Source organism: Hyphomonas neptunium ATCC 15444, assembly GCF_000013025.1.
GTDB lineage: Bacteria > Pseudomonadota > Alphaproteobacteria > Caulobacterales > Hyphomonadaceae > Hyphomonas > Hyphomonas neptunia.
Map to the genome: position 1 here is coordinate 780,146 of NC_008358.1, position 22,767 is coordinate 802,912.

A 22,767-nucleotide genomic window follows, 5' to 3' on the forward strand; every position below is an offset into this window, starting at 1 on the left:
CTCCCCCAAATCAAGCTACAATTGTGAAAACCGCCGGGGAGGCACCGCCATGACCTATCTCATCCTGGGGCTCATCATCTTCTTCGGAGCCCATCTGTTTTCCGCCTTCCGCAGCCGCGCGCCCGGCCGGGACATCAGGGAAAAGCTCGGATACGGCCCCTATATGGGCCTCTACACCCTTGTTTCTGCGGTCGGTCTCGGGCTGTTCCTCTGGGGCTTTGGCGCCATGCGGCCTGCGCCGATCCTCTACACGCCGCCCGCCGGCCTCGCCCATCTCAACCTTGTCCTGATGCTCCCGGCTTTGATCCTGCTTGCGGCCGCCTACACGCCCACCGGCCGGATCAGGAAGGCCGTCAAACATCCCATGCTTGTGGCGGTAAAGATCTGGGCGTTTGGCCACCTGCTGGCCAATGGAGAGCTCAATTCGGTTATCCTCTTCGGCAGCTTCCTCGGCTATGCCGTGATCGACCGGATTGCCCTGAAAAAGCGAGGCGATAATGGTCCCGCGCCGGATGCGCCGGTTTCTGCCATGGGCGACATCGCCGCCGTGGGGATCGGGGTAGCGGCTTATCTGTTCCTGCTTTTCTGGTTCCACCCCATCCTGACGGGCATGCCCGCGCTGCCCGCCTGAGCCCGGCCGCAAAGGCATTGCTTGCCCGCCCGGTCCTGACCGGGTAATCGCAGGCCATGTCAAAACAGACCCAGACGACCCGCAAGACCGTCAAGGACATCGCCGCTGCCAAAGGGGCAACGCCACTTGTCATGTTGACGGCCTATGACGCCCCGACCGCCGCGATCCTTGATCCCCATTGTGACATCCTGCTGGTGGGCGACAGCCTCGGCATGGTGGTCCATGGCCTGCCGTCCACGGTTGGCGTCACGATGGAAATGATGATCCTCCACGGCCAGGCCGTCATGCGCGGCGCGTCCCAGGCGATGGTCGTGGTCGATATGCCCTTCGGCTCGTATGAAACCAACGCTGATCAGGCCTTCCTGAACGCGGTGCGGATCATGAAGGAAACCGGCTGCCAGGCCATCAAGATCGAAAGCGGCGCCTATGCTGCCGGCCAGATCGCCCATCTCGTCGAGCGCGGCATTCCGGTCATGGGGCATATCGGCCTGCGCCCGCAGGCAATCAACGTCGATGGCGGCTTCCGCGCCAAGGGCCGCACCGAAGATGAACGCGACCGCGTCATCGCCGAGGCCCGCGCCGCGGCCGATGCCGGCGCCTTCTGCATCGTCATCGAAGGCGTCGCCGAGGATCTTGCCGCCGCCATCACCGCCGAAGTCAGCTGCCCGACCATCGGGATCGGCGCCTCGGCGGCCTGTGACGGCCAGGTTCTCGTCACCCAGGACATGCTCGGCCTGTTCGACTGGACGCCCAAATTCGTCCGCCGCTACGCCGATCTGCGCGAAGTGGTCGATAAAGCCGCCGCTGAATACGCTGCAGATGTGCGCGCCCGGCGCTTCCCCGGCACGGCTGAAACCTACAGCCTGCGAAAACAAGGGTCTTAACAGCGCTGATGCGTTGCAGCCTCCGCATGGGCCGTCTAGTTTGCGCCCGAGTCCCCAACAGTCCCGCCGGAGCCCCAGCGTGAGCGATATTTTCACTGAAGTAGATGAAGGCATCCGCCAGGAAAAGCTGGCGGGGCTCTGGAAGAAGTGGCGCCCCTTTGTCTATGGCGGGGTTGCGGCCCTGATTATCGGCGTGGCCGTCAATGAGTTCGTGCTCAAGCCTCAGGCGGAACAGCGCCGGCAGGAACGCGCTCTGGCGCTGGAAAGCGGCATCCGCGCCCTCGAAGACGCCCGTTATGAAGAGGCCGAAGCGGCCTTCACCAAGATCATGAACGAGGACCCCAAGCTCGCCCCGCTGGCAGCCCATTTCCTCGCCCAGACCAAATATGAAGGCGGCGGCGACGCGGCCGCAGCAGCTGAGCTGCTGGCATCCGTCGGCGGCACCGAAGGCGGGCCTTATGAGCGCCTCGCGCTGCTGAAGTCGGCCTATTTCAAGGCCGATACGCAATCCCTTGAGGAGCTGGAGCTGAGCCTTGGCAGTCTCGCCAACGATGACAGCACGGTCGGCGCCCTGGCGCGCGAGCTGATTGCTGCCAAAGCCTTTGAAGCGGGCGACTTCGCCCGCGCCCGCACGGCGTACAACCGCCTGCGGCTCGACGCATTTGCCCCGCAAGGGCTGGTCCGGCGCGCTGAGATTGCCCTGGCGGCGATCCCTGTGACGGCTGAAACTGAAGACGCAACAGAGGCCGCGCCCACCGAGGCGACCCCGGCCGAGCCGCAGGAGACCGGCCAATGAAGTTTGCCCGCACCATTCTCGTCACAACGGCGCTGTCCGCAGCCCTTACCCTGTCGAGCTGCAGCAGCCTGCCGAGCTTTGGCCGCGGCGCGGCCGAGGCACGGGAAGCAGAAGACAAGGCAGGCCGTCTCGCGATGGTGCTGGATGAGGAGAAAGTGGCACCCGAGCCCGGTCTCGCCGGCGTGCCGATCGAGCTTCCGGCTGCCGTTGCCGTTGACGCCTGGCCGGAGGCGGGCGGTGGCCCGTCGAAATCGACCGGTCACCTGCAGGCTGCGCCCGACCTCCAGATCGACTGGCGCCGCTCCGCCGGCAAAGGCTCCACCCGCAAGGCAGCCCTTACCGCCACGCCGGTAACCGATGGAGAGCACATCTACGTGCTGGATTCCCAGCAGACCGTGCGCGCCATGCGCCTGTCGGACGGCGCCAATGTCTGGTCTGAAAAGCTCAAAGGCCTGTCGAAACGCGACAAGTCCGCCGTCGGCGGCGGGATCGCCGTTTCGGGCGATACGCTGATCGTCGCCAGTGGCTATGGCTATGTCGTTGCCATGGACTCGGCTTCTGGCGAAGAAAAATGGAAACGGGCGCTCGGCGCGCCGATGACCGGCTCGCCGACGGTTGCCGATGGCCGCGTGTTTATCAGCTCCAACAACAACGAGATCTTCGCCCTCGATCTGGCCACCGGCCAGACCCAGTGGAGCGATCAGGCCATTTCCGAAACGGCCCGCGTTCTGGGCAGCTCCAGTGTGGCTGCGGTCGAGGAATTCGTGATCGCGCCTTTCTCTTCGGGCGAAATCATTGCCTATCTGGCCTCGAACGGCCGGCGCCTCTGGACCGACGCGATCCAGCAGGCGGGCGGCTTTACGCCGATTTCCGAAATCAACGACATCGGCTCCCGGCCCATTCTCGGCGCCGGTATGGTCTTTGCCTCCAACCAGTCGGGCGCCACCGTGGCGATCGACGGGCGCACCGGAAACCGCATCTGGAACAAGCCGATCGGCTCGACCCGCGCGCCGGCGCTGGCGGGGCGGTATCTCTTCGTGATGGGGCTGACCGGCGAACTCGCCTGTCTGGATGCCCAGAATGGCGATGCTTTCTGGGTAACCAGCCTGCCGCAGTTCAAGAATGAAGAGAAAAAGAAGAACCGGATCAGCTATACATCACCGATTATCGCGTCTGACCGGGTGATCACTGTGTCTTCAGAGGGGGAACTGCTTGCATTCTCCACCCAGACGGGGCAGCAGACCGCTTCGCTGAAACTTGGCGATACGGTGTATCTTGAGCCCATCGCGGCCCAGGGTAAGCTTTATGTCCTGACGGACGAGGCGCGCCTGATCGCCATCAGATAATTCCGGCCGGGGGCAGTCCTTCCGGCCTTAGCCGCTGCGGAGGGCTTTTGCCTTGCCATTGAAGCTCGCCATTGTCGGCCGGCCAAATGTCGGTAAATCGACGCTTTTCAACCGTCTGGTTGGAAAGAAGATTGCGCTTGTGGATGACCAGCCGGGCGTGACCCGCGACCGCAAGATGGCAGACGGGCGCCTCGCGTCCCTGCCTCTGTCGCTGATTGATACCGCCGGTTTCGACAATGTGAACGATGACAGTCTTGAGGCGCGGATGCGTGCCCAGACTGAAGCGGCCATCGCCGAGGCCGATCTGGTTCTCTTTCTGGTGGATGCCCGCGTGGGCGTGACCCCGGAAGACGAGACCTTTGCCGGCCTGCTGCGCAAGGCAAACATTCCCGTGGTTCTGGCGGCCAACAAGGCGGAAGGCCGCGCCGGGGAAGCGGGCGTATTCGATGCATTCCGTCTGGGCTTTGGAGAACCTGTCGGCCTGTCGGCTGAGCATGGCGAAGGCATGGCGGAGCTGTATGAATCAATCCGCAACGCGCTCGGCCCGGAAGCCTATGAGCGCGCGCTGGAAGAAGCCGAACCCGATTATGAGCGCGGCGCCGGGGAAGACATCCTCGAAAAGCTCGCCCATATCGACATCGAAGACACGACGCTTTCCGATGATGATCTCGTAGCGGCCATCGAAGCGGCAGACATCGACGCCGATGTCGCCGAAGCGCCGGTCCAGTCTGACCGCCCGATCCGCCTGGCCATCGTCGGGCGCCCCAATGCGGGCAAGTCGACGCTGATCAACCAGCTTCTCCAGTCAGACCGCATGCTGACGGGACCTGAAGCGGGCATCACGCGCGATTCCATCACCGTGAACTGGGAGTGGGAAGGCCGCCAGATCCGTCTGGTCGATACCGCAGGTCTGCGCCGGAAGAACAAGGTTCAGGAACGCCTCGAGCGGATGTCGACGGCGGAAACGATCCGGTCCCTGAAATATGCCGACATTGTTGCGCTCGTGATGGACGCGCATGAGGCGATGGAGAAGCAGGACCTGCAGATCGCGGACCTCGCGCTGCGCGAAGGCCGGGGCGTCGTGCTCGTCATCTCCAAATGGGATACGGTCGAAGATACGGACGGCGCCGCGCGCCATATCCGCGATCTGGCCAACCGGCTGATGCCAAATGCAGGCGGCGCGCCGGTCGTATTCCTCTCGGGTCTGACGGGTCGCAATATCGAGAAGCTGATGCCGGCGGTCGTGAAGGTCTACAAGGACTGGACCGCGCGCGCGAAGACCGGCGACCTCAATCGCTGGCTGCGTCACACGGTAGAGCATCACCCGCCGCCGAGCGTGCAGGGCAAGCGGATCAAGCCGCGCTACATGGCCCAGATGAAAGCCCGCCCGCCGACCTTCGTTCTGATTGCCTCACGCGGCGATCAGATGCCGGAGGGCTACAAGCGCTATCTGGTCAACGGCATCCGCGAGGCGTTCGACATGCATGGCGTGCCGATCCGGCTTTTCGTGCGGCAGGGCAAGAACCCGTATGCCGGCAAGGTGGGGGCTGATGGCCCGCCGCGCCACAAGCGCCGAAATAACTGACAACGATCCGCCGTCGGACGGATGATAATCGCTTATTTCGGTTGGAGCGGCGCGGTATCTGATATCATAGATAGGCGTCAAGACCTCGTGCCCTGAGTTCCTGAACCACTTTCCCAACATCCTGGGAGCGCTCTTTGGTAGTGATCAGAACGCGGTTTCCATCGGCGACCACGATAAGATTCTCGACGCCGACCAGTGCGACGAGGATCCCCTCAGCGGCATGTACAAGGCATTCACCCGACGCAACGCTGATCGCTTCAGGTGAGTTAGCGCGATCAGATACATCACCGATCATCGCCCAGGTGCCGATATCACTCCACGCACATTCGAGCGGCGCGTACACGGCGGCCCGGTGGGTCTTTTCCATTATGGCATAGTCGATCGATGTACTGCGAATGCTGGTAAAGTAGCCTGGATCGAGGAAAATTTTATTGCCGTCGTGTCGTGCCTTGCTGAGTGCCAGGCCAGAAATCTCCAGAATATCTGGTGCGTGGGCTTCCAGCTCGATGAGCAGGGTGTCCGCTTCAAAGAGAAAAATTCCCGCATTCCAGCTATAATCGCCAGCAGCCAGATAGCTGGCGGCCGTTGCTGAATCCGGCTTCTCGCGAAATGCAGCAACCGTTGAGACCGGCCCGTCCAGAGGTGAGCCAGCGTGAATATATCCAAAGCCCGTTTCCGGTCGGCTCACGGCGATACCAAAGGTTGTGATGTAGCCTTTCTGAGCCGTTTCTGCGGCTTTTCGGATAGCATTAATAAAGACAGATGGCTGACCGATATAATGATCGGATGGAAGAAGCAGGCCCAATCCACCGGGAAACTTTCCGGCGATGAAGCGCGCGGCCAAGGCGGCCACCGCGGCGGTATTCTTGCCCTCCGGCTCCAGCAGGATTGCGCAGGCCTCCACACCGATTTCAGCGAGTTGTGTTTCGATGAGTTCGATGTAAGCGGCATTACTGATTATGATCGGGGCAGCAAAGACCTCTTCGTCCTCTGCGGCGCGGAAACGCAGCACTGTTTCCTGAAAAACAGAATGATTCGAGACGAGTCGGTGAAACTGTTTGGGACAGGCCTTATCAGATGCCGGCCAAAGACGTGTGCCAGCACCGCCGCACATAATCACAGGGTGAATACTCATGCTTTACTCATCTAATCAAACTGAAGGCGGGATGGCGCATTTGCGCCCTTCATGCAACACTTTGCCTGAGCGCAATCAGCACCTGTTTCAGATGCCGCTGCCGGGGCCGTCCCAGACGCTGAGGAATCCGTGCGTCTCGAGATAAGTGAAAATCTCCTCAGCGGCGTCTTCCGCCGTGCGATCAGCCGTACTGATTCGGATTTCGGCATTGCGCGGGGGCTCATACGGGCTGTCGATACCGGTGAAGTTGCGGATCTCACCGGCGCGGGCCTTCTTGTAGAGGCCTTTGACATCCCGGCTTTCGGCAATTTCGATAGGCGTATCGACATGGATCTCGATGAACTCGCCCTCAGGCATCAGGCTGCGTGCCAGCTGGCGTTCGGCCCGGAAGGGAGAGATGAACGAGACCAGCGTGATAAGACCGGCATCTGACATAAGGCGGGCGACATTGGCGACGCGGCGGATGTTTTCCACGCGGTCGGCGTCGGTAAAGCCGAGGTCGCGGTTAAGGCCGTGGCGCACATTGTCCCCGTCGAGGATGAATGTGTGCCGGCCATAGGCGAAGAGGCGCTTCTGCAGGGCGTTGGCGATAGTGGATTTACCCGAGCCGGAAAGGCCTGTGAACCAGAGCACCGCCGGGCGTTGGCCCTTCTGCTCGGCGAGGGCATCGCGGCTGATGTCGATGGCTTGCCAATGGATGTTTGAGGCCCGGCGCAGCGCAAAGTCGATCAGGCCGAGGGCGACCGTATCATTGGACTGGCGGTCAATCAGGATGAAGCCGCCGGTCTCCCGGTTATCCTTATAGGGATCAAACGGGATCGGCTGGTCGAGGGAAAGGGTGGTCACCACGATCTGGTTAAGCTCGGCGGCGCGGGCGGGCGTTTCGGCGAGCGTGTTGACGTCAATGCCGTGCTTGGGCGCGTTGACCGTCGCCGTCACGGTTTTTGCTCCGGCCTTGAGGATGTAGCGGCGGCCCGGCAGCAGGGCCTGCTCGCTCATCCAGAGCAGGTGAACCTGGAACTGGTCGGAAACTTCCGCAGGCTGATCGGCGGAGACGATCATGTCGCCGCGGGAGGTGTCGATTTCGTCAGCAAAGGTCAGAGTCACGGATTGGCCCGCAACCGCTTCGTCCAGGTCGCCGCCTGCGGTCACGATCCGGGTGATCGTGGTTTCACGCCCGGAGGGAAGCGAGCGCACGCGATCCCCGGGGCGAACGGCGCCGCTGGAAATCTGGCCGGCAAAGCCGCGGAAATCGAGATTGGGCCGGTTGACCCACTGGACCGGCAGGCGGAACGGCCGCGCGGTATCTTCTGCTTCGATCTCGACCGTTTCGAGATATTCGATGAGGCTTGGACCCTCATACCAGGGCGTCTCGGGCGAGCGCTCAGTCATGTTGGTGCCCGCCAGCGCCGAGAGCGGAATAGGCTGGATATTGACCTTACCCGGAAGACCTTCGGCAAAAGTCCTGTAATCTGCCACGATGTCGTCGAACACATCCTGATTGTATCCGACAAGGTCCATCTTGTTCACGGCCAGGACGAGATGTTTGATCCCGAGAAGGCTGGCAATGAAGCTGTGGCGGCGCGTCTGGGTAAGGATGCCCTTGCGCGCGTCGATCATCAGGATGGCCGCGTCAGCGGTCGAGGCGCCGGTCGCCATATTGCGCGTATACTGTTCATGTCCCGGCGTATCGGCGACGATGAACTTGCGGTTGGGTGTTGCGAAGAAGCGGTAGGCGACATCAATCGTGATACCTTGCTCCCGCTCGGCCGCGAGGCCGTCCACGAGGAGGGCAAAGTCGATGCCTTCGCCTTGCGTGCCGACCTTTTTGGAATCGTTTTCCAGCGCGGCCAGCTGATCTTCGAAGATCATTTTCGAATCGTAGAGCAGGCGACCGATCAGCGTGGACTTGCCGTCATCGACTGAGCCGCAGGTGATGAACCGCAGGAGCGATTTGTTCTCGTGCGCCTCCAGATACGCGCCGATATCCGAAGCAATGAGATCGTCGTTGAGGCGCATCAGAAATAGCCTTCCTGCTTCTTCTTCTCCATGGAGGCGGTCTGATCCTTGTCGATGGCGCGGCCCTGGCGCTCGGACGTGGTGGTGAGGAGAATTTCCTGGATAACATCATCCAGTGTCGTGGCGGTGCTTTCCACCGCGCCGGTCAGCGGGTAGCAGCCAAGCGTCCGGAAACGGACGGATTTAACTTCCGCTTTCGCGGCGATCTCGGCGGGCACGCGGTCGTCATCGACCATGATCAGCGTGTCGTTCCAGGTGACCACGGGGCGCGGCGCGGCCAGATAGAGCGGGACGAGCTCGATGCCTTCGCGGCGAATGTACTGCCAGATGTCGAGCTCGGTCCAGTTGGACAGCGGGAAGGCGCGCAGGCTTTCGCCCTTGTGCATCCGGGTGTTGTAGAGGTTCCAGATTTCCGGGCGCTGGCGTTTGGGGTCCCAGCGGTGGCCGGCCGAGCGGAAGGAGATGACGCGCTCCTTGGCGCGGGACTTCTCTTCGTCGCGCCGGGCGCCGCCAAAGGCGGCGTCAAAGCCGTACTTGTCGAGCGCCTGTTTCAGCGCGGCGGTTTTCATCACATCTGTATGGTAGGCCGAGCCATGCGTGAAGGGGCCAACGCCTTCGCGCACGCCGTCCTCATTCATATGGACGAGCAGTTCCAGGCCCAGCTCTTTAACCTTGCGGTCGCGGAACGCGATCATCTCCCGGAACTTCCAGCCGGTATCGACATGCAGCAGCGGGAAGGGCGGCCTGGCCGGATAGAATGCCTTCATCGCCAGATGCAGCATCACGGCCGAATCCTTGCCGATCGAATACAGCATCACCGGCTTTTCGCATTCGGCCGCGACTTCCCGGAGGATGTGCAGGCTTTCGGCTTCCAGCCGGTCAAGATGGGTCAGGGTGGGCAAGGTGTACTGATCCTGTTCTGGCGTGTGAGCGCGTTCCGTAGCGGGCCTTGCCAGCAGAAGAAAGGCTCCGTGTCGGGTCCGCATTCACCCTTCAGTAAAGCTAAACGAAAGCCGAGCCGACGCCAGACCTGAATCCGCCGCAATTGGTGTCACAAATGCACATAAATCGTCATTGTGCAGCCTGACTCGCGAGGTTTATGGAGACGATCAGATTGTTGGCTGGGGCCAGAGAACCGGAGCACCGTTTAAATGTGTGGCATCGTCGCAATTGCAGGGAAAGATGAAGTCGCTGGCCGCCTGGTCGATGGCCTCAAGCGGCTCGAGTATCGCGGATATGACAGCGCAGGCATCGCGGTCGCTGCCGAAGGCGGCGTCGAGCGCCGCCGGGCCAAGGGCAAGATCGTCAACTTGCAGGAGCGCCTGACGGAAAACCCCCTGAAAGGGCTCACCGGAATCGCCCACACCCGCTGGGCCACACATGGCGCGCCAAACGAGACAAATGCCCACCCGCATATGTCAGGCTCGGTCGCCATCGTGCACAACGGCATCATCGAGAATTACCGCGAGCTGCGCGAGGACCTTGAGGGGCGGGGCCGCAAATTCGAGTCTGAAACCGACAGCGAAGTCATCGCCCAGCTGATCGATGCCTATATGGAAGAGGGCAAAGACCCGGTTGCCGCCTTTGAAGAGGCGCTGAAGCATTTCCATGGCGCATTCGCCATTGCCGCCATTTTCTCGAATGACCCGGAGCTGGTGATCGGCGCCCGCAAGGGCTCGCCCCTGGTGCTCGGCTATGGCGAGGACGAGATGTATCTCGGCTCCGACGCCATCGCGCTGGCCCCGCTGACGCGGGACGTTACCTATCTGGAGGAGGGCGACTGGGTTGTCCTTCGCCGCAACAGCTTTGACATCCGCAATGTGCGCGGCGAGCGGGTCAACCGCGCGCGCGTGACGTCGGCGGTCAATGATGCCCTGATCGAGCGCGGCGAGTATGATCACTTCATGCTCAAGGAAATCCATGAGCAGTCTGAATCGCTGGCGCGTTCGATTATGCCTTACATCAATCAGGCGACCCAGACAGTCAGCGTGCCCGAGGCAGCCGAGACGCTGTTTGCCGACGCTGACCGCGCCGTGGCCATTGCCTGCGGCACGGCATTCTATGCGGCCTTCACGGCGAAATACTGGTTTGAGCAGATCGCGCGCCTGGCCTTCGAGCCCGACATTGCCTCGGAGTTCCGCTATCGCCGCCCGGTGTTGCCGCAGAAGGGGTTTTCCCTGTTTGTCAGCCAGTCCGGCGAGACGGCCGATACGCTGGCCGCGCTGCGCTATTGCCGGGAAAACCGCACGCCGGCGATTGCGGTCGTGAACGTGCCGGAAAGCTCGATTGCGCGGGAAGCCGCCTCCATCGTGCCCACCCATGCCGGGCCGGAGATCGGCGTGGCCTCGACCAAGGCCTTTACCGCGCAATTGTCCGTACTCGCCGTTCTGGCGCTGTCGGCTGCCAAGGCGCGCGGGCATCTGCTGCCGGGTGACGAGATGAACTATGTCCGCAGCCTGCTGGCCCTGCCGCGCAAGGTGACCGAGGCGCTCGAATGCGCCGGTCAGGTCAGGGAGATTGCCAGGCATATCGCCGGCAAGCGCGACGTGCTGTTCCTGGGCCGGGGCCGGTATTATCCCCTCGCGCTGGAAGGCGCGCTGAAGCTGAAGGAAGTCTCCTATATCCATGCCGAAGGCTATGCGGCGGGCGAGCTGAAGCATGGCCCCATCGCGCTGATCGAGAAGGGGCTTCCGGTCGTCGTGGTGGCGCCGAAGGATGAGCTGTTCGAGAAGACGATTTCCAATGTCGAGGAAGTGCGCGCGCGCGGCGCAGAGATCATCCTGATCTCCGACGCGGCGGGCATCAAGGCGGCAGGCAAGCGGGCCGATCATGTGATCCTGCTGCCGGATGGCGACGATATTTCCCTGCCGATCCTTTCGGCCGTGCCGCTGCAATTGCTGGCCTATTATGTGGCCCTGACACGCGGAACCGATGTCGACCAGCCGCGCAATCTGGCCAAATCGGTGACGGTGGAATAGGGCTCGCTCCGCATTGAAGGCTTGCTGCGCTATGATATAGCGCAGCAATGACCTTGATTGTGACATCCGACGATGCACTTCCCGAAGTGCTCCATGTGCTGCCGGCCCGCCATACTGACGGGCGCGGCTGGTTCAGCGAGACCTATAACCGGTCTGCGTTCTTCGCAGCTGGTATCGATTTTGAGTTCGTTCAGGACAACCAGTCGAGGTCCGAGAAGGCCGGAACGGTTAGGGGACTTCATTTTCAAAAGCCGCCCCACGAACAGGTCAAGCTTGTGCGCTGTTTGCAGGGCCGGATCCTGGATCTTGTTGTAGACATCAGGCCCGGATCTCCGAGATTCGGGAAGTTCACCGCGGTAGAACTTTCTGCAATTAATGGCCGGCAACTGCTGATACCGGCTGGCTTTGCACACGGGTTTTGCTCGCTCGATGATGGCTGTGAGATATACTATAAAGTATCGGCCCATTATGCGCCGCAAAGTGATGCCGGAGTTGCATTTGACGATCCGGAAATCGGCATTCACTGGCCATTTCCAACGGACTCCCTCATCTTGTCTGATAAAGACCGGAGGCTGCCTGCACTTAAAGATTGTTCAGATTTGGTCTGGCCAGCTGCCGTGGGCCTGAACCGATGACAGCTCGCTCCGGGCCAATTCTTGTCATCGGCAGCAGCGGGCAGCTGGCCCAAAGCCTGCGCGCAATGGGCCGCGAGGATGTGGTGTGTGTGGGCCGGCCGGACGCGGATCTGGCAGACCCCATCAAGCTTGCCGATCTGGTGGCGAAGATGACGCCGCGCCTCGTGCTGAACGCGGGCGGCTATACCAAGGTTGACCCGGCCGAGACCCAGACAAGTGAAGCCTTTGCGCTGAACCGGGACGGCCCTGCCACGCTCGCCCGGCTTTGCGCGTCTGCGGACATTCCGTTGATCCACATTTCGACCGATTGTGTCTTTGATGGCCGCAAAGAGGCGCCGTACACGCCCGAAGACCTGGCGGAGCCGATAAATGCCTATGGCCGATCAAAGCTGGCCGGCGAAGAAGCCGTTGCCCTGTCCTGCCGGAAACACCTTATTGTGCGTGTGTCTTGGGTGTTCTCCGAACATGCAGACAACTTCGTCCGTACAATGCTGAAGATTGCGCGCCAGCGCGACGAGATTTCGGTTGTCCGCGACCAGATCGGATACCCGACTTACTGCCCTGATCTTGCGGCGGGGCTGCTTGAGATTGCCGGCCAGGTGCTTCAGCCCGGATTTGAGGATTGGGGCATCTACCATCTGGCGGGCGGCAGCGAGGTGGACCGGGCCAGTATGGCAGAAGCCATCTTTGCGGAAAGCCGCACAATTGGCGGGCCGGCGGCGCGGGTGTTGCCGGTTCTGACGCAGGATTATCCCACACCGGCCGAGCGGCCATTGAATGCGCGGCTGGACGCGGGCAAGGCTAACCGCGTATTCGGCGTGGCTTTGCCAAACTGGCAGATTGGTCTTCAGAAATCTGTCAGGGTTCTTGTGGCACAAGACAGCTGATTGCGGGCAGGACGGGCGAGGCAGAAAATGAACTCCATCGGTGACATCGAGCAGCGGATATTCCTGACCCTCAAGGAGAAAGGGCCCCAGATCGGCAAGGAGCTGGCGTTCGCGATGCCCGACGTGCCGGTGCTGGCCTTGTGGCAGGCCTGTTTCCGGAGCCAGTCTTTCCTGATCTCTCACTTTGCCAGCTATTACCTGCGATATGATATTACGCGGGAAGATCAGGTGCGGCTGAGCCCGTCGATCCTGCGGGATTTTCTTTCCTTCACCCTCTTTGGCCTGCCGGGGCAGCGCGAGCAGATGATCGAGCGACAGGGCTCGCTGTCGAACATGCACCGGGAAATAAGCCGCGAGAAAATTGCGGTTGCCCAAAGCGCGATGAAGGGCGTTTTCCTCAAGCTGACGCGGGAAATCCGCAGCCAGCTCTGCGCGTTCATTGCCGGTGATCTTGCCTATTTCCTGGCCCACAATGAGCCGCGCGAGCATGCCGCGTCCGGAGAGATGGTGAAGGGGTCGGATGTCGACATTGTCATCATCCTGTCGGACTTCCTGCCCGATGAGGTGAAGGAGACGATTGATGCGGAGATGATCCGGCTGAAATCCATCTACCTGCGCCATCCCGACCACAGGCAGGAAATCGACTTCATCACCAAGCGCCAGTCCGTGATGGAGCGCCAGTTTGGATACGCCGACATTCACGACAAGATTGCCAGCAAGATTGCTTATGAATCAATGTTTCTGGGCGGATCTCTGACGCTTTATATGGAAGTGCGCGATGCGATGTCGCGCCTTGGCGTCGACAAGCTGATCGAGGGGGATTTCGAGCATGCGCTGAAGGATCGCAAGAATGCGATGCGCAAGCTGTTGCATGTCGATGCCTCGACGATTGATGACGAGACCCGTTCGCTGTTTTACTTCTCGCAGGAGCGCGTGGAGTTTTCCTGAGCCGGATAAAGCCTTAGGATCTCGCTGAATGCCAGCAACAGATGATAAAGTGTGGATGCGGGCACTGTGTCTGTGATCGCCAGTCCTTGCTCTGAGATTGTATCATGCCACAGTCCGCGGGGGGCACCAGGTCCCAGATGATATTTGAAAAGGGTGTCGCAGGCGCTCTCCACCTTCTTCCAGGGATCTTCACCTGTAACTTCGGAAAGGCCGAGCCATCCTTTAATCCGTTCCGTGTTCGGCCAGGTTCGTGAGCCGGGATCAAGCACAGCGCCGTTGGTGGCTACAGCATTAAATGTGAGCCCGCTCGTTTGGCTGACGCCCAACTGTTCAGCCCCCGCCACAAGGCGGCGGATAAGGTCGCTGTGATCAGCTCCTGACTGCTTCTGATGTTGCGCCAGTATCCAGGCCCATTCGAATTGGTGGCCCGGCTCAAAACGAAAACAGCCTGTCGCCTCGCGAAGAGGCTCAAGGTCGGATGTAAAGAATTCGGGCAGGCAGTCGTACTCGCAACTGAAAAATTTGTCCGAAAACAGAGCGACGAGCTCTGAAGCGAGCGATGACAGCTGTTGGCTGGGCGCCACAGCATTAAGTTTCAAGACAGCTTCCAACAGATGCATATGAGGGTTTTGCTGACGGGGGAGCATGCCTGGAAGCGCATTGTGGTATCCCATTCCCGACGGATGCCGGAAATCGCGCTCGACGATCTCAAGAGTCTGGAGCGCCAGGCTAAGCGCTTGGGCACTGCCAGTTGCTTCATAATACCACGCCAGCCCAAAGAGACAGAAGCTGAAATCGTAGAGATCCGGCTGGAGGTCCAGCGGCTGGCCAGCGGAGGATAAGGTCCTGCACCAACCTTTTTCCGCGCCGAGCCAGATACGGCGCCTCAGAAAATCAAACATCTGGTCGGCTGCGGCAAGACTGTCCGGTACGCCCATCAGGTGAGCATGGCTGAAGGCGTAGAGTTGCCGACCGGTCACCCGGGTGCGCATCGGGGCGGCGAGGGGCTGTGGATCATCGTCCAGAGCGAAAACTTCGACCGGTCCGCCATGCGTTGAGTTGATCCCATGCCGGACCCACAATGGCATCGCCTCATCCAGAACCCAGCTCCGCACCTTTTCGACTGCAGAGGAGGCGGCTGTCCGATGGGGCACTTTAAAGGCTTCTATCATGGGGCGGGACCTCCCAGGCGCGTCGGCCAGGAGAAAGCTCTGGCCGCCATAGTCATTGTAAGCAGCCGCGTCCGAAGGGAATCGAGCCAAGCATGCTATCACCTGTTGTCTGCCCGATCACTGGCGATGGAACAACATTAAGAGTGCGTCAGATGCAGCCATCGTTGGACATAAGTTGAAACCAAGTGTGACTGGCCTAAAGCGCCCGTGCGCGCCAGACATCGGGCAGGGTCTGAGACTGGCCCGGGGATCAGGATACAAGAAACATGCAGTTCATTGACCTTCAGGCCCAGCGCCGCCGTATCGAGAGCCAGATCAATTCGGCCGTTCAGGCGGTGATCGAGAGCGGGCGGTATGTGCTTGGCCCGGAAGTGGGCGAAGTGGAGAAGCAGCTGGCGGCCTGGTGCGGGGCCAAACATGCCGTTTCCTGCGCCAACGGAACCGACGCGCTGGCGCTGGCGCTGATGGCGTGGGCGTTGAAACCGGGCGACGCAGTGTTCTGTCCGAGCTTTACCTTTGTGGCGACCGCGCAGGTTGTGCCCTGGCTGGGGGCAACGCCGGTGTTTGTCGACATCCATGCCGAGACTTACAATATGGACCCGGCGAGCCTTGAGGCGCAGATTGCGCGCGTGAAGGCGGAGGGCAGACTGACACCTAAGGTGGTGATTGCGGTGGACCTCTTTGGTCAGCCAGCGGATTATCCCGCCATCAAGGCGATCTGTGACCGGGAAGGGATGAAGCTTATTGCCGACACGGCGCAGGGCTATGGCTGCACGCTGAATGGCAAGCATCCTTCTGACTGGGCCGACATTGCCACGACGAGTTTCTTTCCCGCAAAGCCGCTGGGCTGTTATGGCGATGGCGGGGCGATTGTGACCAATGACAGCGCGCTGGCCGAGCTGATCGAGTCGCTGCGGGTTTATGGCAAGGTGACGCCGACCGATGCGGCGCAGCGGAACTTTCATCATGACCCGAAATACCTCTCGCTCCGGGTGGGGATGAATTCACGGCTGGATACAATCCAGGCAGCGATCCTGCTGGAGAAGCTGAAGATCTTTGCCGATGAAATCGAGAAGCGCGAAGCGGTTGCGCAGCGCTATTCGCAGGCGCTGCGCGGCAAGGTGCGCCGTGTGCCGGGCGTGATTGCGGGCGGGCAGAGTGTCTGGGCGCAATATGTGATCGAGCATGACCAGCGCGATGGCCTGCAGGCCCATCTGACCGCCAACGGCATTCCCAGCATGGTCTACTACCCCGTGCCAATCCATCAGCAGGACTTTGCGGCCCGCTTTGCGCCGCCGGACGGCACGTTGCCGGTGACCGAGACGGCGAGCCGGCATGTGCTGGCCCTGCCGATGCACCCTTATCTGTCTGCGGAAGACCAGGACCGGATTGTTGAAGCGATGCTCGGGTTCAACGGGTGATCAGGGCTGAGCTCTGCACGGTGAGGCCAGCGCAGACCCCCAATTGTATTCAGGTAGTTCGTCGCCCGACTGTGGGCCGAAATTGCGAGAGATCGTTGCTGATTGCACTGAATGCAAGATCGGTAGATCACTCGGTCGGAACCTGCCAAAAAAGGCTGCTGCCTCTTCAGGTTTAGTTCCGCCGACTCTTCAATAGAAGTTCGTGGGGCTCAACATCGAGTGCTTTGGCAATACTTGCGACGACATCCAGAGAGGCACTGTATACACTTCGTTCAAGCGCGCTCACATAGGTCCTGTCGATATTTGCAAGAGACGCTAATTCCTCCTGAGAGACCCCTCTCTGGCGACGGACCCTTCTGATGTTCTGAGCGAAGATATCCCGAATATCCATAGTCGAGATTCTTCGATGTCGAAGAGTATATAACCACGGAGTATACTCTACAAAATAATCGCATACTTTTAGATGGACGCTCAGTGCCGATACAGGTTTAGGACTTGAAAAGAGAAAGCACCTGAATTTTGGGAATGCTTCACAATTCAGACCTGTCTCATGAAAAGGGAAATCGCTTCGCCTATCATTCGATGTCTTGGCTGTGGTCCAATAGCGTCACTTTGAATTTTTTGAGAGCCTGAAACAGTCGGTAGAGCAGTGCAGGTGCGGGTGCAGCAATCCCATGGCTTTTCAGACGCGTTATGCAGGAACGCCCGGTTCTTGGGTTTGAACTCCGCCCGCGGAACCATTGATCCTCCTGAAACAATTTTAGGAGATGCAGATTCAAGATCTGGTTGAAGAAAATACAAGCACGGAGTATACTCTGCAAATCAAATTGAGGTGGCTGGCCGAAACTGTCAGGTCGAACCTGTCTCTGGAACGTTTGCGGAGTAGTGGCTGTGATTGAACAAAGGTCCGACGTGCCTCCAAAGTCAGCGAATTTGCAAAGCAAAGCTGCCGGAGACTATGCTGAAAAGACTCTAGAAGCAGGAACTTCGTCCGCCGTTTCCCCGCTCACCTATATCTTCCGCACACAGTATCGCCAGCTTCTGCGCTTCTGCCGCATACGGGTGCGTAATGATGCAGATGCCGAAGATATCGTGCAGGGCGCATTCCTGGCGGCGCGGAGGGCGTACCCTGACAAAGGGACAGACGAGCTGCGGCCGCTATTGTTCACGCTGGTGCGGAACACGGCGCTGAGCCACCTCCGGGCGCCCTGGAGCAAACGGCACCAGGGAGAGGATATCGGCGCGATAGGCGAGCAGCTGGCATGTCCGGCCAGCCCGAACCCGGAAAAACAGCTCATGGACGCGGAGCGGCTAGCCATTGCTGAAGCCGTGGTGTCGGGCATGAGCGCGCGGCGGCAGGCCGCGTTGCGGCTCCACCGGTATGAAGGTCTTTCCTATGAAGAGATTGCCCGGCGTCTGTCGATCTCCTCAACCGCCGTCAAAAAACATGTGGCGCGGGCCGTTGCCGAAATTGCCGCGCGCCTGGCCGAAGCCGAAGATCCGGCCGCTCACCACGGAGACGTGACAGAGAAGGGCACGCGGCCACGTCCGAAGCCGTAAATCGGCCGAGGCCGCCTGCGCTCAACCGTTTTCAGGCAGGACACCGCGGATCGGTTACACGCCGACCGGGGAAGTGCGTCCCGGGGGTGAAGAGTTGCCCTCAGCAAGGCAGAGCGGTGGGAAGGAGGGGCGTGAACTGCTCCGGCAGAGGGCGATGCACGAGCTTGCCTCTTCCCGGATGCCTTTCCTGACCTTAGGCAGGGAGAGGCGTGCGGGGGACAGGGCAGGGCCTGTCCCCCCAAATCGCTTAGTTGACGAGGCGTTTCAGTTCGCCGGCCAGGTCGGTTTTTTCCCAGGTGAAGGTGCCACCCTCGCCGGGGATGCGGCCGAAATGTCCGTAGGCGGCTGTTGGCCCGTAGATCGGGTTGGACAGCTTCAGATGCGTGCGGATGCCTTTGGGCGAGAGGTCGAAAAGCTCCCGCACGGCTTTGGCGATGCGGGCTTCGTCGGCCTGGCCGGTGCCGTGGGTGTCGACATAGATCGACAGCGGCTGGGCAACGCCGATCGCGTAGGACACCTGGATGGTGCAGCGCGTGGCGAGGCCCGCGGCAACGATGTTCTTGGCGAGGTAGCGCGTGGCATAGGCGGCCGAGCGGTCAACCTTGGACGGGTCTTTACCCGAGAACGCGCCGCCGCCATGGGGGGCTGCGCCGCCATAGGTGTCGACGATGATCTTGCGGCCGGTGAGACCACAGTCGCCATCGGGGCCGCCGATGACGAAGCTGCCGGTGGGGTTGACGTAGAATTTCTCTTCGGGCGGGAACCAGCCCTCGGGGAGGACGGCTTTTACCACCGGGCGGATGACCTCGCGCAGCTCTTCCTGGCTGACGCCGGCCTTGTGCTGGTGAGAAACAACGACCGCGTTGACGCCAACCGGACGGGAGCCTTCATACTGGAGCGTCACCTGGCTTTTGGCGTCGGGCTCAAGCTGCGGGTTCTTGCCTGAATGGCGCAGCTCCGCCAGTTTCTGGAGGATCTGGTGAGAGTAGACGAGCGTGGCGGGCATCAGCTCGGGCGTTTCATCGGTGGCATAGCCGAACATGATGCCCTGGTCGCCGGCGCCTTCTTCCTTGAAGAGGCCCTGACCTTCTTCAACGCCCTGGGCAATCTCGGCAGATTGTCCGTGGACGTGGTTTTCAACCGCCATCTTTTCCCAATGGAAGCCGTCCTGCTCATAGCCGATTTTTTTTACAACGGCGCGGGCCGCAGCGTTCATTTCGTCAGGCGTGACGACGGAGCCGTTATTGGTGCGCACTTCGCCGGCCAGGACCACGCGATTGGTCGTGCACAGCGTTTCGACGGCGACTTTCGAGGTCGGGTCCTTGCTCAGGAACAGATCGACAATCGCGTCGGAAATCTGGTCGGCAACCTTGTCGGGATGGCCTTCGGCGACGCTCTCGCTGGTGAACTCATGGGACTTCAGGGGCATTCTTGGCTCCTCTTGGAATGGCTTACCGGGCGAACACGACTGTGCGGCCGGAATTCAGGAAAATGCGGTGCTCGGCATGGGCTTTTACCGCCCGCAGAAGGGCAATGCCTTCGATGTGGCGGCCGGTTTCGACCATGTCTTCTGGCGTGAATGTGTGGTCGATGGTTTCGGTGGCCTGGGTGATGATCGGGCCTTCATCGAGATCGGCGGTGACATAATGGGCCGTAGCGCCGATGACTTTTACGCCGCGGGCATGCGCCTGGTGATAGGGCTGGGCGCCCTTGAAACCGGGCAGGAAGGAATGGTGGATGTTGATGACGCGGCCTTCAAGACGGCGGCAGGCCTCCTCGCTGAGCACCTGCATGTAGCGTGCAAGGACGACCAGTTCGGAGCGGGTCTCTTCAATGATACTGTAGAGGAGCGCTTCGGCGTCGGGCTTGGATGCGGCCGTGACCGGGACATGGAACCAGGGCAGGCCCCAATGGGCAAAAGCCGGCTTGAGGCTGTCATGATTGGAGACGATGCCGGTAATCTCGATGGGCAGTTCATGGCGCCGCGCCGCGTAGAGCAGCGTGTTGGCGCAATGGTCTGACTTCGAGACCAGCAGCAGGGTGCGCAGCTTTTCGTCCGACGAGCGGATCTGCCAGTCGGCTTCGATCTCTGCGGCGAGCGGCGCCATCGCGGCCTTCACGGCGTCGAGCGAACCGCCATTGCCCGGCGGGCTGAACACCAGCCGGGCAAAGAAACGGTTCGTCTGCGGATCACCGAAGGTGCGCGAGGTGACGATGAAGCAGCCATGCTCCTCCATGAGCCGTGCAAGGCTGGCCACGAGGCCAACCCTGTCCGGGCAACTCAGGGTAAGGATGAAGGTCTGCGACAAGGCTGTCCCCGCTGCCGGATCAGTAGCGGTAATGTTCCGGCTTGAACGGGCCGGTCTGTTCCACGCCGATATACGCGGCCTGTTCACCCGACAGCTTGGTCAGCTGGACGCCGAGCTTGTCGAGGTGGAGACGGGCGACTTTCTCGTCGAGGTGCTTGGGCAGGGTGTAGACCTTGTTGTCATATTCGTTGCCGCGCAGGTGAAGCTCGATCTGGGCGAGCGTCTGGTTGGTGAAGGAGGCCGACATCACGAAGGAGGGGTGGCCGGTGGCGTTGCCAAGGTTTACCAGGCGGCCTTCGGAGAGGAGGATGATGCGTTTCCCGTCCGGGAAGGTGATCATGTCGACCTGCGGCTTGATGTTGGTCCACTGGAAATTGCGCAGGCCTTCGACCTGAATTTCGTTGTCGAAGTGGCCGATATTGCAGACGATGGCCATGTCTTTCATGGCGCGCATGTGGTCGACGGTGAGGATGTCCTTGTTACCGGTCGCGGTGACGAAGATGTCAAATTTGGGCGCGGCTTCGTCCATGGTCAGGACTTCAAACCCGTCCATGGCGGCCTGCAGGGCGCAGATCGGATCGACTTCCGAAACGCCGACGCGGGCGCCCGAGCCGGCGAGCGAGGCGGCCGAGCCTTTGCCGACATCGCCATAGCCGGCGACGAAGGCTTTCTTGCCGGCCATCATGACGTCCGTGCCGCGGCGGATCGCGTCGACGAGCGACTCTTTACAGCCATACTTATTGTCGAACTTCGACTTGGTGACCGAGTCGTTGACGTTGATTGCCGGGAAAGGCAGTTCGCCGCGCTTTTCCAGCTGGTAGAGGCGGTTGACGCCTGTGGTGGTCTCTTCCGAGACGCCGCGGACGCCGGCCTTGGTTTTCTTGAACCAGCCGGGCGAGGCCGTCAGGCGCTTTTTGATCTGGGCAAAGAAATACTTCTCTTCTTCCGAGGTGGGCTTTTCGAGGAAGGAGGGATCGGATTCGGCCTTTTCGCCGAGGATCAGGTACATCGTGGCGTCGCCGCCATCATCGAGGATGAGGTTGGGGCCTTCGCCATCGGGCCATTGGAACATGCGGTCGGTGTAGTCCCAGTATTCTTCCAGCGTCTCGCCTTTGTAGGCGAAGACGGCGGTGCCGGCGTCCGCGATGGCTGCGGCGGCGTGGTCCTGCGTGGAGTAGATGTTGCAGGAAACCCAGCGCACCTGGGCGCCAAGGGCTTCGAGGGTCTGGATCAGCACGGCGGTCTGGATCGTCATGTGCAGGGAGCCGCAGATGCGGGCGCCTTTGAGCGGCTGGCTGGGGCCGAACTCTTCGCGGGCAGCCATCAGGCCCGGCATTTCGGTTTCGGCAATCGCGATCTCTTTCCGGCCGTACTCTGCCAGCGAGATGTCCTTCACGAAATAGTCCTGGGGGGCGGCTTTGGCGCTCATATCAACGATCCTTTATATGTTGGGCTGCGGTTAACATGGCCGGTGGGCACGCGCAAGGTTTTGCCGCTGCAAGCTGCGTTGAATTGGCCGGATGGTCTGTTGGGGCGCGACCCTATTCCCGGAAAGGCGCGGTGAGCAGGCTTTGCAGGTATTGGCCGTACTCATTGCGGTAGCCGGCGGCGAGCTTTTCGAGCTGCGCGTCGTCGATGAAGCGCTTGCGCCAGGCGACTTCCTCGGGGCAGGCGATCTTCATGCCCTGGCGCTTTTCGACCGTCTGCACGAACTGGGACGCCTGGATGAGGCCGTCAAAAGTGCCGGCGTCGAGCCAGGCGGTGCCGCGGGCGAGGCGATGGACGTTGAGGTTGCCGCGCTGGAGGTAAACTTCGTTGACCGAGGTGATTTCCAGCTCGCCGCGGGCGGAGGACTGGACGTCCTTTGCAATGTCGACCACGTCCTTGTCGTAGAAATAGAGGCCGGTGACCGCCCAGTTGCTTTTGGGGCGGGCGGGTTTTTCCTCGATGGAGATGGCTTTGCCGTCGGCGCCCATTTCAACGATGCCGAAGTCGGAGGGGTTGTTGACCTGGCAGGCGAGCACCGTGGCGCCGGTTTCAAGCTTTCCGAACTTTTCCAGCTCCCCGCCGAGGCCGGCGCCGTAGAACATGTTGTCCCCAAGGGCCAGCGCGCTGCTCTGGCCGTTCACGAAGCCGGCGCCGATGATGTAGGCCTCTGCAAGGCCGCGTGGCTCTGGCTGGGGGGCGTAGGTGAAGCTCATGCCCCAATCCTCGCCGGTGCCCAGCAGCCGCTGATAGGCTGTCAGGGAATCGGGCATGGCGATCACGAGGATTTCGCGAATGCCCGCAAGCATCAGCGTCGTGATCGGATGGTAGACCATCGGCTTGTCATAGATCGGCAGCAATTGTTTGGAGGTGCCGCGCGTGATCGGATAGAGGCGCGTACCTTTTCCGCCCGCCAGAATGATGCCCTTCATTGAATCTACAATCCTGTTTTACCCGCCGGCAGCACTGGCCGCGC

General features: G+C 61.0%; 20 protein-coding genes. 11 read left to right on the forward strand and 9 right to left on the reverse strand.

The window, feature by feature from the left end; genetic code table 11:
* Positions 1-49: 49 nt before the first annotated feature.
* The 5 genes from HNE_RS03840 to der all read left to right on the forward strand — a co-directional run bounded on the left by HNE_RS03840 (position 50) and on the right by der (position 5,242).
* Positions 50-631, forward strand: a complete 582-nt coding sequence (locus HNE_RS03840; RefSeq protein WP_011645798.1) for an NnrU family protein — start codon at positions 50-52, stop codon at positions 629-631.
* 56 nt (positions 632-687) lie between these two features.
* On the forward strand, positions 688-1,515 hold the full coding sequence (panB, locus tag HNE_RS03845) for a 3-methyl-2-oxobutanoate hydroxymethyltransferase (RefSeq protein WP_011645799.1): 828 nt from the start codon (positions 688-690) through the stop codon (positions 1,513-1,515).
* A gap of 79 nt (positions 1,516-1,594) precedes the next feature.
* Positions 1,595-2,311 carry a hypothetical protein gene (locus HNE_RS03850; protein ID WP_011645800.1) on the forward strand — a complete coding sequence of 239 codons (717 nt, stop codon included), beginning with the start codon at positions 1,595-1,597 and terminating at the stop codon, positions 2,309-2,311.
* A complete protein-coding gene (locus HNE_RS03855; RefSeq protein ID WP_011645801.1) occupies positions 2,308-3,657 on the forward strand; it encodes a PQQ-binding-like beta-propeller repeat protein in 1,350 nt (449 codons plus the stop codon). Before HNE_RS03850 ends, HNE_RS03855 begins: the two co-directional genes overlap by 4 nt.
* Before the next feature lie 52 nt (positions 3,658-3,709).
* On the forward strand, positions 3,710-5,242 hold the full coding sequence (gene der, locus HNE_RS03860) for a ribosome biogenesis GTPase Der (protein ID WP_011645802.1): 1,533 nt from the start codon (positions 3,710-3,712) through the stop codon (positions 5,240-5,242).
* A gap of 64 nt (positions 5,243-5,306) precedes the next feature.
* On the opposite strand, the gene HNE_RS03865 is transcribed toward der, so the two are convergent.
* The 3 genes from HNE_RS03865 to cysD all read right to left on the reverse strand — a co-directional run bounded on the left by HNE_RS03865 (position 5,307) and on the right by cysD (position 9,382).
* The gene (locus HNE_RS03865) at positions 5,307-6,377 is read right to left on the reverse strand and encodes a mannose-1-phosphate guanylyltransferase (RefSeq protein WP_011645803.1); all 1,071 of its coding nucleotides are present in this window, start codon (positions 6,375-6,377) and stop codon (positions 5,307-5,309) included.
* Positions 6,378-6,464: 87 nt separating this feature from the next.
* Positions 6,465-8,396 carry a sulfate adenylyltransferase subunit CysN gene (gene cysN / locus HNE_RS03870; protein ID WP_011645804.1) on the reverse strand — a complete coding sequence of 644 codons (1,932 nt, stop codon included), beginning with the start codon at positions 8,394-8,396 and terminating at the stop codon, positions 6,465-6,467.
* Positions 8,396-9,382, reverse strand: a complete 987-nt coding sequence (gene cysD, locus HNE_RS03875) for a sulfate adenylyltransferase subunit CysD (RefSeq protein ID WP_011645805.1) — start codon at positions 9,380-9,382, stop codon at positions 8,396-8,398. The genes cysN and cysD overlap by 1 nt, the downstream gene beginning before the upstream one ends.
* A gap of 165 nt (positions 9,383-9,547) precedes the next feature.
* Here cysD and glmS point away from each other — a divergent pair, with 165 nt between their 5' ends.
* Genes glmS through HNE_RS03895 form a run of 4 tightly spaced genes read left to right on the forward strand, consistent with a single transcriptional unit; the run spans position 9,548 to position 13,844 of the window.
* The gene (gene glmS / locus HNE_RS03880; protein ID WP_011645806.1) at positions 9,548-11,374 is read left to right on the forward strand and encodes a glutamine--fructose-6-phosphate transaminase (isomerizing); all 1,827 of its coding nucleotides are present in this window, start codon (positions 9,548-9,550) and stop codon (positions 11,372-11,374) included.
* Positions 11,375-11,427: 53 nt separating this feature from the next.
* A complete protein-coding gene (gene rfbC, locus HNE_RS03885) occupies positions 11,428-12,009 on the forward strand; it encodes a dTDP-4-dehydrorhamnose 3,5-epimerase (protein WP_011645807.1) in 582 nt (193 codons plus the stop codon).
* Positions 12,006-12,896 (forward strand): dTDP-4-dehydrorhamnose reductase, encoded by an 891-nt coding sequence (gene rfbD, locus HNE_RS03890; protein WP_011645808.1) that lies wholly within the window; start codon positions 12,006-12,008, stop codon positions 12,894-12,896. The genes rfbC and rfbD overlap by 4 nt, the downstream gene beginning before the upstream one ends.
* Before the next feature lie 27 nt (positions 12,897-12,923).
* Positions 12,924-13,844 carry a hypothetical protein gene (locus tag HNE_RS03895; RefSeq protein WP_035590106.1) on the forward strand — a complete coding sequence of 307 codons (921 nt, stop codon included), beginning with the start codon at positions 12,924-12,926 and terminating at the stop codon, positions 13,842-13,844.
* Here HNE_RS03895 and HNE_RS17780 read toward each other — a convergent pair.
* Entirely contained in the window at positions 13,811-15,016 is a 1,206-nt protein-coding gene (locus HNE_RS17780) for an AGE family epimerase/isomerase (RefSeq protein ID WP_011645810.1), read from the reverse strand. The two genes, HNE_RS03895 and HNE_RS17780, sit on opposite strands and share 34 nt — an antisense overlap.
* A gap of 266 nt (positions 15,017-15,282) precedes the next feature.
* On the opposite strand from HNE_RS17780, the gene HNE_RS03905 reads away from it, so the two are divergent.
* Entirely contained in the window at positions 15,283-16,437 is a 1,155-nt protein-coding gene (locus HNE_RS03905) for a DegT/DnrJ/EryC1/StrS family aminotransferase (protein ID WP_011645811.1), read from the forward strand.
* Positions 16,438-16,609: 172 nt separating this feature from the next.
* Here HNE_RS03905 and HNE_RS03910 read toward each other — a convergent pair whose 3' ends face one another.
* Positions 16,610-16,828: a helix-turn-helix domain-containing protein gene (locus tag HNE_RS03910; protein ID WP_011645812.1), complete on the reverse strand. Its 219-nt coding sequence runs from the start codon at positions 16,826-16,828 to the stop codon at positions 16,610-16,612.
* A 542-nt stretch (positions 16,829-17,370) separates the two neighbouring features.
* On the opposite strand from HNE_RS03910, the gene HNE_RS03915 reads away from it, so the two are divergent.
* Complete coding sequence (locus HNE_RS03915) at positions 17,371-17,997, forward strand: RNA polymerase sigma factor (RefSeq protein WP_035590104.1); 627 nt, start codon at positions 17,371-17,373, stop codon at positions 17,995-17,997.
* 247 nt (positions 17,998-18,244) lie between these two features.
* On the opposite strand, the gene metK is transcribed toward HNE_RS03915, so the two are convergent.
* The 4 genes from metK to rfbA form a co-directional block, all read right to left on the reverse strand.
* On the reverse strand, positions 18,245-19,426 hold the full coding sequence (gene metK, locus HNE_RS03920; RefSeq protein ID WP_011645814.1) for a methionine adenosyltransferase: 1,182 nt from the start codon (positions 19,424-19,426) through the stop codon (positions 18,245-18,247).
* A gap of 22 nt (positions 19,427-19,448) precedes the next feature.
* The gene (purU, locus tag HNE_RS03925; protein WP_011645815.1) at positions 19,449-20,306 is read right to left on the reverse strand and encodes a formyltetrahydrofolate deformylase; all 858 of its coding nucleotides are present in this window, start codon (positions 20,304-20,306) and stop codon (positions 19,449-19,451) included.
* 19 nt (positions 20,307-20,325) lie between these two features.
* Positions 20,326-21,735: an adenosylhomocysteinase gene (gene ahcY, locus HNE_RS03930; RefSeq protein ID WP_011645816.1), complete on the reverse strand. Its 1,410-nt coding sequence runs from the start codon at positions 21,733-21,735 to the stop codon at positions 20,326-20,328.
* A 112-nt stretch (positions 21,736-21,847) separates the two neighbouring features.
* A complete protein-coding gene (gene rfbA, locus HNE_RS03935; RefSeq protein WP_011645817.1) occupies positions 21,848-22,723 on the reverse strand; it encodes a glucose-1-phosphate thymidylyltransferase RfbA in 876 nt (291 codons plus the stop codon).
* Between the last annotated feature and the right edge of the window lie 44 nt (positions 22,724-22,767).

What these genes read in the sequence shown, in the direction of transcription:
- glmS (WP_011645806.1), top strand. Translation starts at nt 9,548, where the DNA reads ATGTGTGGCATCGTCGCAATTGCAGGGAAAGATGAAGTCGCTGGCCGC.
- HNE_RS03865 (WP_011645803.1), bottom strand. Translation starts at nt 6,377, where the DNA reads ATGAGTATTCACCCTGTGATTATGTGCGGCGGTGCTGGCACACGTCTT.
- panB (WP_011645799.1), top strand. Translation starts at nt 688, where the DNA reads ATGTCAAAACAGACCCAGACGACCCGCAAGACCGTCAAGGACATCGCC.
- HNE_RS03855 (WP_011645801.1), top strand. Translation starts at nt 2,308, where the DNA reads ATGAAGTTTGCCCGCACCATTCTCGTCACAACGGCGCTGTCCGCAGCC.
- HNE_RS03905 (WP_011645811.1), top strand. Translation starts at nt 15,283, where the DNA reads ATGCAGTTCATTGACCTTCAGGCCCAGCGCCGCCGTATCGAGAGCCAG.
- HNE_RS03840 (WP_011645798.1), top strand. Translation starts at nt 50, where the DNA reads ATGACCTATCTCATCCTGGGGCTCATCATCTTCTTCGGAGCCCATCTG.
- HNE_RS17780 (WP_011645810.1), bottom strand. Translation starts at nt 15,016, where the DNA reads ATGATAGAAGCCTTTAAAGTGCCCCATCGGACAGCCGCCTCCTCTGCA.
- HNE_RS03895 (WP_035590106.1), top strand. Translation starts at nt 12,924, where the DNA reads ATGAACTCCATCGGTGACATCGAGCAGCGGATATTCCTGACCCTCAAG.
- metK (WP_011645814.1), bottom strand. Translation starts at nt 19,426, where the DNA reads ATGCCCCTGAAGTCCCATGAGTTCACCAGCGAGAGCGTCGCCGAAGGC.
- rfbD (WP_011645808.1), top strand. Translation starts at nt 12,006, where the DNA reads ATGACAGCTCGCTCCGGGCCAATTCTTGTCATCGGCAGCAGCGGGCAG.
- rfbA (WP_011645817.1), bottom strand. Translation starts at nt 22,723, where the DNA reads ATGAAGGGCATCATTCTGGCGGGCGGAAAAGGTACGCGCCTCTATCCG.
- cysN (WP_011645804.1), bottom strand. Translation starts at nt 8,396, where the DNA reads ATGCGCCTCAACGACGATCTCATTGCTTCGGATATCGGCGCGTATCTG.
- HNE_RS03910 (WP_011645812.1), bottom strand. Translation starts at nt 16,828, where the DNA reads ATGGATATTCGGGATATCTTCGCTCAGAACATCAGAAGGGTCCGTCGC.
- cysD (WP_011645805.1), bottom strand. Translation starts at nt 9,382, where the DNA reads ATGCGGACCCGACACGGAGCCTTTCTTCTGCTGGCAAGGCCCGCTACG.
- ahcY (WP_011645816.1), bottom strand. Translation starts at nt 21,735, where the DNA reads ATGAGCGCCAAAGCCGCCCCCCAGGACTATTTCGTGAAGGACATCTCG.